Genomic DNA, 13,356 nt, shown 5'->3' with positions numbered 1-13,356 from the left:
CCCCTGCGGCTGCGCAGCCGCAGGGGGTGCACTGCCGCCCGCCGCGCCGGAGGCGGGCGGCGCTTCGGCGAGCTGCGGCAGAGTGCCGCGCAGCTCGGAGAGCACGCCCTGCAGCTTCGCGAGCAGGGCCGGCCCCGCAGCGCTCTGCGCCTGCGCGGCAACGCCCGCGCCCTCACGCACTCCAGCTGCAATTCCCGCACCTTCGCGCGCTCCTGCCGCGTTCCCTGCGCTTTCTCGCACTCCAGCTGCGATTCCCGCACTCTCACGTGCTCCTGCCGCGTTCCCTGCGCTTTCTCGCACTCCAGCTGCGTTCCCCGCCACTTCACGCGTTCCTGCCGTGTTCCCTGCGCCCTCACGCACTCCAGCTGCGATTCCCGCACTCTCACGTGCTCCTGCCGCATTCCCTGCGCTTTCTCGCACTCCAGCTGCGTTCCCCGCTCCTTCTCGCGCTCCAGCAGCGATTCCTGCACCCTCACGCGCTCCCGCTACGTTCCCTGCTCCTTCGCGCGTTCCCGCTACGGCACCAGCACCTTCACGCATTCCAGCCGCGTTCCCCGCTCCTTCTCGCGTTCCCGCTACGGCACCAGGACCTTCACGCATTCCAGCCACGTTCCCTGCTCCTTCACGCATTCCAGCCACGTTCCCTGCTCCTTCACGCATTCCAGCCACGTTCCCTGCTCCTTCACGCATTCCAACCGCATTCCCTGCGCCTTCACCACGCGCACCCGCAGTGTTCCCGCTTCCTGCCGGCTCCGCATCTCCCGCTGGTACTAATGCAGCTTGTCCATTAGCACCCCCAGCCTGAGAAGTGCCCGCATTACCGGTCTGTCCTGTCTGAGCATTCGCCCCGGCAGCTCCTCCCGGAAGAGCACCGGCTGCTGGGGTATTGCCAGCTAGACCGGTATTCACTCCGCCTGTCAGCAGCCCTCCCGCAGGTCTGCTATTCCCCGTAGCTTGACCTGATCCGTCGCCGTCAGCACCTTGCTGCACCCAGACGTTCAGCGCAGTCTCCAGCTTCGCCAGCAGATCATGCAGCTTCGGTCCGAATACAGCCTGCTGCAGCCCCTTCACCGTCTCAGCCGTTACAGGCAAACCACGCTTCACTGAGATTACAGCCGCCTCCAGCCACTCTGAGGCAGGGACACCGGGAGGTTTGGCATTCATGACTGCGTCCAGCTTCGCTGCAGTCTCCTTGGTGAAGGCCAGCCCTCCGGCCTGCATCGCTTGAACAATCTCCCGTCCCGCCTTGGAATTGGCAAGTCCAAGCGACTCCAGCGCCTCGCCCATACTCTGCGGCGAGACCATAGCCGCCTCCCCCAGAGAGACCGGCTTAAGCACCGGCAAGCCGCCTTCTCCTGGTGCTCCCACCTGCAGGTTAAGCGTCTGACCGGGTGCCAGCGGTGTTTCCAGTTCAGCCCGTACCGGCGTTCCCTGAATCTGCACCACAGCTTCTTTTCCGGAATCGGATACGCTTAGCACAACGCCGCGAACAACCTGACCTTCCTTAAGCTCTACAGATTTGGCCTCCCCCGCCTTGCTGTCGCCAAGCAAACCGCGAACCAGTGATCCGATGTTCATGTTGTCCGCCTCCCTTCTTTCTATTTATATCGGTATTTCGCCTTCATTTGTGATTATCGGGATGATACGCCAAGTGGAAACTGCTATGCCATCCTTTTAGAGGACGGCGCCGTTTCAGCGAGAAATAGAAGGATAATGTAGACGTGAAACCATACATTCTTATATTTTTAGAATAAAGACAACTGTTCCTGCTCGGCAAGAATATTACCGATGAAGCTGCGCCGGTGCATCGGAGTTACACCCAGTGCCTTGATCTGTTCACGGTGCAGCTTGGTAGCATATCCTTTATGTACTTTGATCCCGTAATCCGGGTATAATTCCTCCCACAAGCCCTCACAGAGCCGGTCACGTGTCACCTTGGCTACAATGGAGGCGGCAGCAATCGACTGGCTGTTGGCATCCCCTTTAATGATGGCACGCTGCGGCAAGGGCAGGTCCACCTTCTCCGCATCAATCAGCATATAGTCCGGCTGCTGGCTTAATCCCTCTACCGCCAGGCGCATCGCCAGACGCGAAGCCTGCTTAATATTAATTTCATCGATCACCGCCGCCTCCACATGCCCTAAGCTTACCGCCAGCGCCTGCTCCATAATGGTCTCATACAGAGCATCCCGCTTTTTGGCCGTCAGCTTCTTGGAGTCATCCACACCCTCAATAATCAGCCCAGCCGGCAAAATTACCGCTGCGGCCACCACATCTCCGAACAAACAGCCCCGCCCCACTTCATCCACACCTGCGATGTGACGGAAGGATTGTTCCCAGCCTTCTTTTTCATACCCAAGCATATCGATCTCACTCACTGTCTCTCCACCTGCCCATTAAAATTAAAGTAAGCCACATCTATGATCTTCCTACGAATATATGACAGAATTCGAATCCCATAAGAACTTCGAACTTGCACTCATTTCCATCCAATCCCAGTCTCAGAATCTTAAAATTCTGCACTGAATACAACAATCCCTTCATTAATACTGCGCAAATCCAAAAAAGTTGTATGAATAACAGCATTTCTCTTCCCTCAAGCTGACTAAACGAGGACATTCCTGCATTTCATACAACACATCTGCTACGCTGCCCTATTCCCCGTCTACACGCAAAAAAAGAGCCACCCCACATTCACGGATGGCTCTTCCATTCCACATTCCATTCTACTATTCAGGTGTCTCCAGCGTGAAACGTCCAAGCTTCCCTGCACGAAGCTCATGCAGTAGCGCGCGTGAAGCCTTCTCCAGATCTACTCGGCCACCGCTCATCAGACAACCGCGCTTACGCCCGACTGCTTCCATAACAGCCACGATTTCGTCCGGGTTCTCTAAGTCCTCCGGCAGCTTACTGATATCGAAGCGTTCCTGGAACCGGCTTCCGTAATCCTTCACCAGATACTTCACCGCATAATAAGCGATATCCTCAATATTCAGGATCTCTTCCTTAATGGCCCCGGTTACTGCCAGCTTATAGCCTACCGTCTGGTCCTCGAATTTCGGCCAGAGAATCCCTGGCGTATCCAGCAGTTCCAGACTGCCGCCGGTCTTAATCCATTGCTGGCCCTTGGTAACCCCAGGACGGTCACCGGTAATCGCAATATTTTTTCCAGCCATCCGGTTAATGAGAGTCGATTTGCCTACGTTGGGAATGCCCACAATCAGTGCCCGCATCGCACGCGGATTCATGCCCTTGGCAATTTGCCGGTCGATCTTGTCCTTCAGCAGCAGCTTCACCTGCTCCGGAATTTCTTTAATCCCGGTGCCAGTAGAAGCATCTACCGGATAGGCAACATGACCCTGCGCCTTGAAGTAAGCCAGCCACTTGCGTGTAGCTTCCGGATCGGCCAGATCCGCTTTGTTCAGAATAATCAGCCTTGGCTTGTCCCGCAAAATATCGTCAATCATCGGATTGCGGCTCGAGATCGGCAGACGGGAATCAAGCAGTTCTATTGCAACATCAATTAGCTTCAGCTTATCCTCGATTTGCCGTCTAGCCCTCGTCATATGACCAGGAAACCATTGAATGGCCAATGCCGTCACCTCCTTTGACTTCTGTCAGCTTAAAATAATTAATGATTTATCAATGAGATATTCTTCACCGGCCAGAAAATAAGGTCTGCACGGCCGACAATATCCCCCAGCGGCACATAACCGATCATCCGGCTGTCCGTACTGTCAGAGCGGTTATCCCCCATTACGAACACATGGCCTTCCGGCACCTTGTTGTCCGTAAACTGCTCATTCGGGAAGTTCTTATTGTTGTACAAGATGTTGTTATTATGTGCATCATCAATCGCGCTCTGGATATACGTCTCGTTCACAGGCTCTCCGTTAACTGTAACGACATCCCCTTCAACTGTGACTGTATCGCCTGCCACACCAATGACACGTTTAATGAAATCCCGGCCCTCAGAGGGCACATGGAACACAATGACTTCCCCGCGCTCCGGCTTGCGGATATCGTAGAGAATTTCATTAACAATCACACGTTCTCCGGTATGGAAGTTAGGCTTCATGGAAGGGCCGTCTACGATAAACGGTTTGAACAAAAGCCAGCGTATTAGAATAACCAGAACCAATGCAATCGCTATCGCTTTAATCCATTCCAGGACTTCATTCTTTGGCTTCCGGGGGCTCTGGCCGTTAGAATCAATCACTTCGCCTTGCCCTTGCTGCAAATCCTGCTGCATAGTTCACCGTCCTCTCCATCAGTTGTTATCTCCACTATACAATACAAAAAAGCTCCTGCCAAAAACTCCCCCGCGATTACTCCTTCAGGAGGCCTTTTCGGAGAAGCTGTTCCTAAGGCACATATGTCTAAAAACCCCACAAAGTGATGCTTTAACTTCGTGCTTACTCAGGTACTTTGCGGGGATCCAAAATTCTTTAATCACAAGAAATAAACGAAAGGGGCTTGAATTCAAGCCCCTTTCCTTTGTCACTATTCTAGCGACGAATTTCTTTAATTCTTGCAGCTTTACCGCGCAGGTCACGAAGATAATACAGCTTCGCACGACGCACTTTACCACGGCGAGCCACTTCGATTTTCTCGAGTTTAGGGGAGTTGACTGGGAATGTTCTTTCCACACCAACACCATAAGAGATTTTACGAACCGTAAAAGTCTCACCGATACCGCCGCCGCGACGTTTGATTACAACGCCTTCGAACAGCTGGATACGCTCACGAGTTCCTTCGATAACTTTTACATGCACCTTCAAAGTGTCACCCGGGCGAAAACTCGGGATATCTTTACGAAGTTGCTCTTGTGTAATTGCTTGTAGGATATTCATTAAGGACTTCCTCCTTCCGTACAGGTGTTCTTGCCTCTTCCGGAGAGCCATTGCTCTCCCTCATTATCCGCAGAGGACCACCGTATTCCACACAACAGAAGTAATTTTATCATAAAAGACAGGCTCATGCAACATATATTTATTATTTAAAGCGGCAGCATATCCCGTTTCTTCGCCTTCACCTTGCAGTCCTTGCAGAGTCCGACCACACTTCCGTCATCCTGGGCATAAAAAATCAGCTTGCCGTTCTTCTTCTTACAGGAGGAGCACTGCTGATCCGCAGCATTCTGCTTGGCCCTACGGTGCCCTTCCATAGAAATCACATTACTGGCCTTCCCTTGCTTCGGCGCTTCAGACTGTTCTTGGCTTATCCGGCTGCGGTACACGGTATAGACAACTGCACCCACCAACACAACGATCAGGAATGCTGCATACTGCATTTGGCTCATCCGCCCCTCTGACTTGTTCAGTCCAAATAGTAAACAGACCGTCTCCCGGGTCTGCTTCCGTGCCGGCCCTCCAGCTGTCACATTTCATTCTTCCGGTCCTTCATCTAACGACAGTGTACCATAATGCCTCTCTAAAATGTAGTAGCTAAGCTTACTGGACTATAGTCCAGTAGAACAACCCGCCGCCAGGCTGTTATCCAGTGTTTTCCCATAATATATAATACTGAGTATACATAAGCAAATAATCATGCCTTTAGGAGGGCCTATATAATGAAGAAACATCACAGTACAGCAATTATTGCAGCCATGGCCGTGTTTTCTATTGCACTTACCGGCTGCCGGGAGCTTCCCGGCAAGGAAGCGGCAGATAACCAAATGGAGCAGACGATCTCCGGCAGCTTCAAGCAGGAGGCGGCAGAAGCCGTGAAGCAGAGTCTCAGCGATGCCAGTGCTGCTGTCGGTGACGCCATCCAGAACACAGCAGGTATGATTAAAGAGCAAATGAACACCAATGGAATCAGCCGGGAGTTCTCCACCTCCCTGCCTATTGCTTCGGCTTCCGTTCTTAAGCTGGATAATGCAGTGGGGGAAGTCGCAGTAGTGCCCGCTTCAGGTGACGAGATTACTGTCCAGGCCACCGTCATTGTCCATGAGCAGACTGGCCACAAGCTGGTATCCGGTGTGCTGGATCATACTGAAATTTCTATTGAACATAAAGGAGACGCTCTAATCGTCTCTGCTCATGGTGAAGGCAATTCGAAGAGGGATCTCTGGGAATGGGCGCAGCATGAGTATGGGGATTCCAACTTCAGCATTAATTATGTAATCGGGATTCCAGAGACCGTTGACCGGTTTGAGATTGATAATAATGTAGGCACCGTCCAGCTCCGCGGGCTTGAGGGAACTTTTGAGATTAACAGCAATGTCGGCAGCATCATCCTTCAAGACACCATATTCACAGGCAAGTCCAGTGTGGAGTCAAATACGGGAAGTATTGAGCTTGGGGTATCCGGCATGACAAAGGGCAGCAGTCTCAAGGCCAAGAGCGATATTGGAAGAATCTCCGCCGATCTGTCAGCATCAACCGCATGTACGGTCAAAGCCCGCAGTGAGCTCGGCCACATCTCCGGCGCCGACAACGGTACACCCAAGGATTATAACGGCGGCGGTCCGCTGGTATCGTTAACCACGCAGATCGGAGCCATATCTGTTAATTAGATCATCCTATAGTGACGCAAAAAGTGGGCCTTCCTGACTTCCAGGAGCCCACTTTTTGTGTTGTTCAGGCTATCGTCAGATTAACGCAATTGCCAGAAGCGTGAACAGGCTTAAGGTAAGGATCTGGCTGCCGTAGCCATAGTATCCGCCATAGTAGTTCCCTGCACCGCCCGGGTAGAAGGCCGAAGTTTGCATTCTGCCATTGCCTTTTGTTTTCAGATACACATTATTCCGGTCCACATCCACAATAATTCCTTCATGGCGTTTGCCGTCAGTAGTCATAATGCGTACACGCTTATTCTTGCAATGAAGACAATTATAATAAGCTTCCATCTGCTGTTTCCTCCTTTAATCGTGGTTCTGTATCTTATGAGGGGAGGGATAAGCCGGTAACGGCTATCGTCACGCAGCAATTGTCTATATGTAAAATAGTTGTGAATTGAAGAACTTGTGAACATTGTGTATCAATTTTGTGTAAAAAGGGGTAATATTAAAGTAACAAAATCAATGAACCGCTTACGGTTGTGAACAATCTTCTACAATCCATAAGGAGGCAGGAATCATGAGTACAGCAGGCAGACGTTTTATTAATGAAGGAGTACTGCGGATCGCCTGGTTTATCATCTTCGCTTCGCTCACCTACACGGTGCGCAATTATACTTGGGCCATTGTATTGCTCATGGTTGTTGGCTTGTATTCACTGGTCACGGGAGTCATCATGCTTACCCGCCGGGATGGTGACAGGGGCAGGTTCTAGCTTAACAGCACATGAATCTTATCATCTAAATAAAAACACTTCCTACAGAGCGTGATGCGCTGACGGAAGTGTTTTTTGTTTTTAGCGAAAACCGGAATAATCGGAGTAACAGGATTTGAACCTGCGACCTCACCCACCCCAAGGGTGCGCGCTACCAGGCTGCGCTATACCCCGACATTGCAAATAAATCCATTACTTCATACTTACGTTTGCCGCATCCCTACGATTAACATACGTTAATCTAATGCATAATATGCCGGTAAGCGGTTACTTACTGTTATACTATAAATATACCTCACTAGTTCAGCAGTTTCAAATAGAGTTCAGTATTTTTATTGAGTTCAATATTTTTTCTCATCTCATTAAAATTTAATGGATTTTCCGTAAAGGCTGTGCTATACTCTTGGCACAAGGAAAGGAGGTGCGTTCACATCAAGCATGACATGCTGAACGTATCCCTTACCCGGACCAACGGCTGAATGATTAAGTCTTGGTGGCGCGGGATACGGATCAAAGTTACAAACTAGCGCCTCGGGTAGAGAGACCGTCTTCGGACGGTCTTTTTTTGTTTGCCCGCCCTCTTCGCACCCGGCAAACAAATAACCGCCGAAGCCAGCGAACCTGGGGTTCGTCTGTCTTCAGCGGCTATTTGTGGAATTTGCTGTATTACTGAGCCTATTGAACCTGCTTCCAGGTCTAATTCATTTCTTCGATTATAAGATTACGATTTACGATTCTTATAAAAATCAATAATATCACTTACCGTGCGGAGCGGCTCCGCCTCCTTGTGGACAGTGTCCACGGCTGGCTTGAATGATTCATGCGTATTCGTAGTCACTTCAGTCATTCCTTTCGATAATTAAGCTAGCTGCGTCTATAGCTGCATGTCTACTTGCGGCACCTCTATTCATTACCCTAGAAAAAGGGTATTGACGCACATCTGCTCGTATTTATTTCGCTGGCAAAACTTCTTCTATGCCTATCCGTTCTAGTTCGTAATTCCCGTTCCCGGTTCTCAGAACACAGCAAAAAACGCCTCCCTAACGTAATATACGTTAAAAAGACGCCAGCTATGACTCTATTTAAGCCCAAATTTATCATTTATTTCTGCTCCAGGCTTGCCTGCTCCTGCAGCCGCTTCAGCGTCTGCTTGTCCTTCGCTGTCAGCTCGGCGGTCTCAAGCAGATCCGGCCTGCGTTCGAGAGTACGCTGCAATGCCTGCTCGCGCCGCCATTCCACGATATTGGCATGATGTCCGCTGAGCAGCATGTCCGGCACCTTCCAGCCCCTGAACTCTGCCGGGCGGGTATAATGCGGGTACTCCAGCAGCCCGGTGCTGAAGGAGTCGGAGATTGCAGAGGTCTCATTGCCCAGCGCCCCCGGCTGCAGCCGCACTACCGAATCAATGACGGTCAAAGCCGGGAGCTCACCGCCGGTCAGCACATAGTCGCCAATCGACAGCTCGTCCGTCACCAGATGCTCACGGATTCGCTCGTCATAGCCCTCATAATGACCGCAGATGAAGATCAGATGCTGTTCCTGTGCCAGCTCTTCGGCGATCTGTTGATTATACGTCCGGCCCTGGGGGCACATCAGAATAATACGCGGCTTCACCGCCTCTGTATTGCCGTGTTCCCCTTGCTCCCCTCCAGCGCTACTCTGAGCCAGCACATGCTCCACCGCTGCGAAGATAGGGTCAGGCTTCAGCACCATGCCTCCCCCTCCGCCGTAAGGTGTATCATCCACGCTGTTATGCTTGTTGCCCGAGAAGTCGCGGAAGTTCACCGTGTTCAGTGAAGCAATGCCTTTCTCACGGGCCTTACCGAGAATGCTGGTGCCGAAGACGCCTTCACACATATCGGGGAACAGCGTCAGCACGTCGATACGGATCATGGGAGCAGCCCTTCCATAAGGTGCACAGTGATTTTTTTGGCTGTAATATCGACGTCCAGCACTACATCGTTAATAACCGGAATCAGAATATCCTGGCCCTTCTTCGGCTTCACTACCCAGACATCATTGGCCCCGGGCTGCAGAATCTCTGTAATCGTCCCCAGCGGCTGGCTGGCATCTTCATCCGTGTAAACCTCGCAGCCTACAATCTGGTGGAAATAATACTCGTTCTCCGGCAACTCAACCAGATTATCACTAGGCACCTTGAGCAGGCTGCCTTTGTATTTCTCGATCTCATTAATGTTCGTATACCCCTTAAGCTTGGCGATATACATCCCTTTGTGCTCTCTCGCCGATTCGATCGTAACCTCGAATTTCGGGCTTCCGTCTGCGGGAATCAGCAGCAGCTTGTTGCCGGGTGCGAAACGCACTTCCGGGAAATCGGTATGCGACAGGATTTTGATCTCCCCGCGAATGCCGTGCGTGTTCACCAGCCTGCCTACGGTTAACTCTTCTGTCATGTGTTCATCTCCTTCACGTTGATTGCGTACAGTCTATAAATTCTTATATTTTCAACAAAAAGGAGCCGGGATATACTATCCCTAGCCCCTCCTTGTGCGCATCCTTAAGATAAAATATCCACGGTAACGCGTTTATCACTTTTGACTGCTGCAGATGTGACTACGGTACGAAGCGCTTTGGCGATCCGCCCCTGCTTGCCGATGACCTTACCGACATCATCAGGATGCACGGAGAGCTCATAGACAATCAGGTGATCCTTCTCCACGGTCCGTACGGCCACATCCTCCGGATGATCCACTAAAGCCTTAGCAATAACACCAACTAATTCTTCCATAGAGGACCCTCGCAATCAGTCATTATTTCTGAAGCTTTGACTCATGGAACTTCTTCATCACGCCAGCTTTGGAAAGCAGGTTGCGGACGGTATCAGATGCTTGTGCACCTGTCTGAAGCCATTTAAGAGCCTTCTCTTCGTCAATCTTAACGACTGCCGGTACTTCGATCGGATTATAATAACCGATTTCCTCGATAAAACGGCCGTCACGAGGAGACCGGGAATCGGAAACCACTACACGGTAGAAAGGCGCTTTATGTGCTCCCATTCTTTTCAAACGAATACGTACTGCCACGAAATTCACCTCCTTAAAAGAATATCGTTTTCGATCCCTCCCAAACCCTCCCTTCCCGAAGGGAGGGCCCCAAGGGCTCTGCCCTCTGGACACCCGCTAAGTGCAACTAGCGTAGGCGTTCAGACTGGCGGGACTTGGGTGAGTTCGGGGGAAGACCGCTTTTCCTCCCTGCGGGATACGCTTGACTGGCGGCGTTCCCTGGTAACGAGGGGAAGAGATTTAAACATTAAGATCAAGGTCAAAAGATCAAAAAATTAAGGTCAAAAGATTACTCGATCTTCTGATGTTGTACTATATCAGATCTAGGGGTAAACATTATACCGTAAAGATTAAGGTCAACGGAACGGGAACTTCATTCCGCCTTTACCGGCAAGGCCCTTGAGCTGCTTCATTGCGTTCTTCTTGCCGCCTTTGCCGCCTCCGCCGCCCATCATGCCGGAGAACTGCTTCATCATCTTGCGCATTTCATCGAATTGCTTGATGAGCCGGTTCACCTCAGCGACGTTGGTACCGCTGCCTGCCGCAATACGCTTGCGGCGGTTGTGGTTGATAATCTCAGGCTGGGCTTTCTCGGCCTTGGTCATGGAATGAACAATGGCTTCAACGCGGCCCATCTGCTTATCGTCCACCTTCAGGTCCTTCATGCCCTTGGCCTTATTCATGCCGGGCAGCATATCAAGAATCTGGTCGATCGGGCCAAGCTTCTTCACTTGATCCATCTGCTCCAGGAAATCATCGAACGTGAACTCTGCATTACGCATCTTACGTTCCATTTCCTTGGCTTTCTCGGTATCGATGTTAGCCTGAGCCTTCTCGATCAGCGACAGCATGTCGCCCATGCCGAGGATCCGCGAAGCCATCCGCTCGGGATGGAAAGGCTCCAGCGCATCAATCTTCTCGCCGAGAGCGGCGAATTTGATCGGGCAGCCGGTGACCGCCTTGACGGATAATGCAGCACCACCACGGGTGTCGCCGTCAAGCTTCGTAAGCACTACGCCGGTAAGCTCCAGCTGCTTGTTGAAGCTGTCGGCCACATTCACGGCATCCTGACCGGTCATCGCATCGACTACCAGGAGCACTTCATCCGGAGTTACAACGTTATGGATCTGCTTCAGCTCTTCCATCAGCTCTTCATCAATATGCAGGCGGCCTGCCGTATCAATAATCACATAATCCAGGTTATTGTCCTTCGCATGCTGAACACCTTGTCTGGCAATCTCTACCGGACTCGTCTGATCACCCAGCGAGAAGACAGGAACCTTAATCTGTTCTCCGAGCACCTGCAGCTGCTTGATCGCAGCCGGGCGGTAGATATCGGCGGCTACGAGCAGCGGGCGGTGGTTGCCCTTCTGCAGCAGCTTCGCCAGCTTACCGGAAGTGGTCGTCTTCCCTGCGCCCTGCAGACCCGTCATCATGATGACCGTCGGCGGCTTGTTCGACTTAGCCAGCTTCGCCTGGCTTCCGCCCATCAGCTCCGTCAGTTCCTTGTTAACAATATCGATGATGACCATGCCTGGCGTGAAGCTGTCCATCACTTCCGTACCAACAGACTTCTCTTTCACCTTGGACACGAAGTCCTTGACGACCTTGAAGTTAACATCGGCTTCCAGAAGGGCCAGCCGCACTTCACGCATCGCTTCGTTTACGTCATCTTCGGATACTTTCCCTTTGCCGCGCAGTTTGCTGAACACATTCTGCAATCTTCCGGTTAATCCTTCAAATGCCATAGGCGGCTCGCTCCCTTCTTCCTACTCTAACCTCTGCAGCCGGTCCATGATTTCCATGAATTGCTGCTTATATTGCTCCGGCAGCATTCCACTGTCAGGGAATCTGCGCAGTTCTTCTAAGTACTTATTGCGGTCTTCATGCTTGGACAGGAGTCCAAGCTTCTCTTCATAATTCTCAAGCACCTGCTCCGCCCGCTTGATATGCTCGTACACAGCCTGGCGGCTAATTTCAAATTCCGCTGCGATCTCCCCCAGGGAGAAATCATCATGGAAATAATATTTGAGAAACGTCTGTTGCTTGTCAGTAAGCAGCCGTTCATAGAAAGCAAATAACAGGTTGATCCGGTTGGTTTTCTCGAGCCTATTCTCCTGACTCATCAAGGGCACTCCCTTCGTCAAGGAAAAACACTTTACAGCTTCACAACGTCCCTTATGATACCGAAAACAAAGAAAGATGTCAAGTCTTTTTACTTGTCATCTTTTTCTTTGCCCAAAACCGGCATTCCCGCCCTGAAATCCTGCAGCAGTACGGCACTATACCTCCCGCATTAATGAATAGGGAGAATGTATAACAATACAACGAAGAAGTGCAGAACGGTTCCCGCAAGCACGAATAAATGCCAGATCGCATGATGGTACGGGAAGCCGCGCCATACATAAAACACGGTGCCCAGAGTGTACAGCAGTCCGCCAATCATCAGCAGAGTCATCCCGCCGCTGGCGACGGCCTGGGACAGAGGGCTCCAGGCGATTACGATCATCCAGCCCATCGCAATGTAGAAGACGGTGGACATGAACAGGAATTTTTTGACGAAAAAAGCCTTAAAGAAAACACCGAATACCGCCACTCCCCAAGCGATACCGAATAACGTCCAGCCTAGCGGTCCGCGAATCGCCACCAGCATAAACGGGGTGTAAGTTCCGGCAATGAATAAGTAGATCGAAGCGTGGTCAAGGAATTCAAAGAAGTCCTTCGCCTTGCCGTCTCTGAGACTATGCACCATCGTTGAATTAAAATACAGGATCAGCATAGTAGCGCCGTAAATGGAGAAACTGACTACATGCCAGGCTGTGCCGTTCTGAACAGCATATACGATCAGCAGGACCAGCGCAGCAATACTTAATAGAGCGCCGATCCCGTGTGTAACCGCATTTGCTACTTCTTCCTTGCGGCTGTAAGTGTGAGTATTTGCCATACCACGATTCCTTCCGTTTGCGGTTTCCTTCTATTATAGCCATTTCTCCGAAGTCCTTCCAGCTTACGGACGCCTCAGGGCAGGCTTCTGCAACAATCAATCGCTTAAGAAG

The 13,356-nt window shown here is 51.3% G+C and carries 17 protein-coding genes and 1 tRNA gene; 2 read left to right on the top strand and 16 right to left on the bottom strand.

The genetic code is table 11. The features are described 5' to 3' along the window. From C173_RS33300 to C173_RS32535, 6 genes are all read right to left on the bottom strand, one after another. Positions 1-1,578: hypothetical protein (locus C173_RS33300; protein WP_051478766.1), on the bottom strand; the 1,578-nt coding region annotated here is incomplete at its 3' end. A 167-nt stretch (positions 1,579-1,745) separates the two neighbouring features. Further along, complete coding sequence (locus C173_RS32555) at positions 1,746-2,363, bottom strand: ribonuclease HII (protein WP_081751445.1); 618 nt, start codon at positions 2,361-2,363, stop codon at positions 1,746-1,748. Positions 2,364-2,729: 366 nt separating this feature from the next. Next, entirely contained in the window at positions 2,730-3,593 is an 864-nt protein-coding gene (gene ylqF, locus C173_RS32550; RefSeq protein WP_036733575.1) for a ribosome biogenesis GTPase YlqF, read from the bottom strand. A gap of 38 nt (positions 3,594-3,631) precedes the next feature. Beyond that, on the bottom strand, positions 3,632-4,252 hold the full coding sequence (gene lepB / locus C173_RS32545) for a signal peptidase I (protein ID WP_036733573.1): 621 nt from the start codon (positions 4,250-4,252) through the stop codon (positions 3,632-3,634). Between the two features lie 256 nt (positions 4,253-4,508). Continuing rightward, positions 4,509-4,853 (bottom strand): 50S ribosomal protein L19, encoded by a 345-nt coding sequence (gene rplS, locus C173_RS32540; protein WP_036701215.1) that lies wholly within the window; start codon positions 4,851-4,853, stop codon positions 4,509-4,511. Between the two features lie 146 nt (positions 4,854-4,999). After that, positions 5,000-5,383 carry a hypothetical protein gene (locus C173_RS32535; RefSeq protein ID WP_155991706.1) on the bottom strand — a complete coding sequence of 128 codons (384 nt, stop codon included), beginning with the start codon at positions 5,381-5,383 and terminating at the stop codon, positions 5,000-5,002. A 189-nt stretch (positions 5,384-5,572) separates the two neighbouring features. On the opposite strand from C173_RS32535, the gene C173_RS33295 reads away from it, so the two are divergent. After that, positions 5,573-6,520: a hypothetical protein gene (locus C173_RS33295; protein ID WP_051478765.1), complete on the top strand. Its 948-nt coding sequence runs from the start codon at positions 5,573-5,575 to the stop codon at positions 6,518-6,520. Between the two features lie 75 nt (positions 6,521-6,595). Here the strand turns inward: C173_RS33295 and C173_RS32525 are convergent, their stop codons facing one another. Next, the gene (locus C173_RS32525) at positions 6,596-6,853 is read right to left on the bottom strand and encodes a hypothetical protein (RefSeq protein ID WP_036733567.1); all 258 of its coding nucleotides are present in this window, start codon (positions 6,851-6,853) and stop codon (positions 6,596-6,598) included. A gap of 229 nt (positions 6,854-7,082) precedes the next feature. Here C173_RS32525 and C173_RS32520 point away from each other — a divergent pair, with 229 nt between their 5' ends. Next, positions 7,083-7,277 (top strand): hypothetical protein, encoded by a 195-nt coding sequence (locus tag C173_RS32520; protein WP_036733564.1) that lies wholly within the window; start codon positions 7,083-7,085, stop codon positions 7,275-7,277. Positions 7,278-7,377: 100 nt separating this feature from the next. Here C173_RS32520 and C173_RS32515 read toward each other — a convergent pair. The 9 genes from C173_RS32515 to trhA all read right to left on the bottom strand — a co-directional run bounded on the left by C173_RS32515 (position 7,378) and on the right by trhA (position 13,244). After that, positions 7,378-7,451 (bottom strand) — tRNA-Pro (locus tag C173_RS32515). A gap of 547 nt (positions 7,452-7,998) precedes the next feature. Beyond that, positions 7,999-8,124 (bottom strand): hypothetical protein, encoded by a 126-nt coding sequence (locus C173_RS35440; RefSeq protein ID WP_268748501.1) that lies wholly within the window; start codon positions 8,122-8,124, stop codon positions 7,999-8,001. A 254-nt stretch (positions 8,125-8,378) separates the two neighbouring features. Then, positions 8,379-9,167: a tRNA (guanosine(37)-N1)-methyltransferase TrmD gene (gene trmD / locus C173_RS32510; RefSeq protein WP_036733614.1), complete on the bottom strand. Its 789-nt coding sequence runs from the start codon at positions 9,165-9,167 to the stop codon at positions 8,379-8,381. Next, entirely contained in the window at positions 9,167-9,691 is a 525-nt protein-coding gene (gene rimM, locus C173_RS32505; RefSeq protein WP_036733560.1) for a ribosome maturation factor RimM, read from the bottom strand. The genes trmD and rimM overlap by 1 nt, the downstream gene beginning before the upstream one ends. Positions 9,692-9,795: 104 nt before the next feature. Beyond that, positions 9,796-10,026 (bottom strand): KH domain-containing protein, encoded by a 231-nt coding sequence (locus tag C173_RS32500; protein ID WP_020432321.1) that lies wholly within the window; start codon positions 10,024-10,026, stop codon positions 9,796-9,798. A gap of 22 nt (positions 10,027-10,048) precedes the next feature. Then, a complete protein-coding gene (gene rpsP / locus C173_RS32495) occupies positions 10,049-10,321 on the bottom strand; it encodes a 30S ribosomal protein S16 (RefSeq protein WP_036701203.1) in 273 nt (90 codons plus the stop codon). Positions 10,322-10,656: 335 nt separating this feature from the next. Next, the gene (gene ffh / locus C173_RS32490; protein ID WP_036701200.1) at positions 10,657-12,048 is read right to left on the bottom strand and encodes a signal recognition particle protein; all 1,392 of its coding nucleotides are present in this window, start codon (positions 12,046-12,048) and stop codon (positions 10,657-10,659) included. A gap of 21 nt (positions 12,049-12,069) precedes the next feature. Beyond that, on the bottom strand, positions 12,070-12,426 hold the full coding sequence (locus tag C173_RS32485; RefSeq protein ID WP_036733556.1) for a putative DNA-binding protein: 357 nt from the start codon (positions 12,424-12,426) through the stop codon (positions 12,070-12,072). Between the two features lie 170 nt (positions 12,427-12,596). Continuing rightward, positions 12,597-13,244 carry a PAQR family membrane homeostasis protein TrhA gene (gene trhA / locus C173_RS32480; protein WP_036733553.1) on the bottom strand — a complete coding sequence of 216 codons (648 nt, stop codon included), beginning with the start codon at positions 13,242-13,244 and terminating at the stop codon, positions 12,597-12,599. Between the last annotated feature and the right edge of the window lie 112 nt (positions 13,245-13,356).

This window comes from Paenibacillus sp. FSL R7-277 (assembly GCF_000517965.1).
Lineage (GTDB): Bacteria > Bacillota > Bacilli > Paenibacillales > Paenibacillaceae > Paenibacillus_AQ > Paenibacillus_AQ silagei.
This window is presented reverse-complemented; position numbering and strand designations above follow the sequence as displayed.

What these genes read in the sequence shown, in the direction of transcription:
- C173_RS32555 (WP_081751445.1), bottom strand. Translation starts at nt 2,363, where the DNA reads ATGCTTGGGTATGAAAAAGAAGGCTGGGAACAATCCTTCCGTCACATC.
- lepB (WP_036733573.1), bottom strand. Translation starts at nt 4,252, where the DNA reads ATGCAGCAGGATTTGCAGCAAGGGCAAGGCGAAGTGATTGATTCTAAC.
- rplS (WP_036701215.1), bottom strand. Translation starts at nt 4,853, where the DNA reads ATGAATATCCTACAAGCAATTACACAAGAGCAACTTCGTAAAGATATC.
- C173_RS33295 (WP_051478765.1), top strand. Translation starts at nt 5,573, where the DNA reads ATGAAGAAACATCACAGTACAGCAATTATTGCAGCCATGGCCGTGTTT.
- C173_RS32525 (WP_036733567.1), bottom strand. Translation starts at nt 6,853, where the DNA reads ATGGAAGCTTATTATAATTGTCTTCATTGCAAGAATAAGCGTGTACGC.
- C173_RS32520 (WP_036733564.1), top strand. Translation starts at nt 7,083, where the DNA reads ATGAGTACAGCAGGCAGACGTTTTATTAATGAAGGAGTACTGCGGATC.
- C173_RS35440 (WP_268748501.1), bottom strand. Translation starts at nt 8,124, where the DNA reads ATGACTGAAGTGACTACGAATACGCATGAATCATTCAAGCCAGCCGTG.
- rimM (WP_036733560.1), bottom strand. Translation starts at nt 9,691, where the DNA reads ATGACAGAAGAGTTAACCGTAGGCAGGCTGGTGAACACGCACGGCATT.
- C173_RS32500 (WP_020432321.1), bottom strand. Translation starts at nt 10,026, where the DNA reads ATGGAAGAATTAGTTGGTGTTATTGCTAAGGCTTTAGTGGATCATCCG.
- ffh (WP_036701200.1), bottom strand. Translation starts at nt 12,048, where the DNA reads ATGGCATTTGAAGGATTAACCGGAAGATTGCAGAATGTGTTCAGCAAA.
- C173_RS32485 (WP_036733556.1), bottom strand. Translation starts at nt 12,426, where the DNA reads ATGAGTCAGGAGAATAGGCTCGAGAAAACCAACCGGATCAACCTGTTA.
- trhA (WP_036733553.1), bottom strand. Translation starts at nt 13,244, where the DNA reads ATGGCAAATACTCACACTTACAGCCGCAAGGAAGAAGTAGCAAATGCG.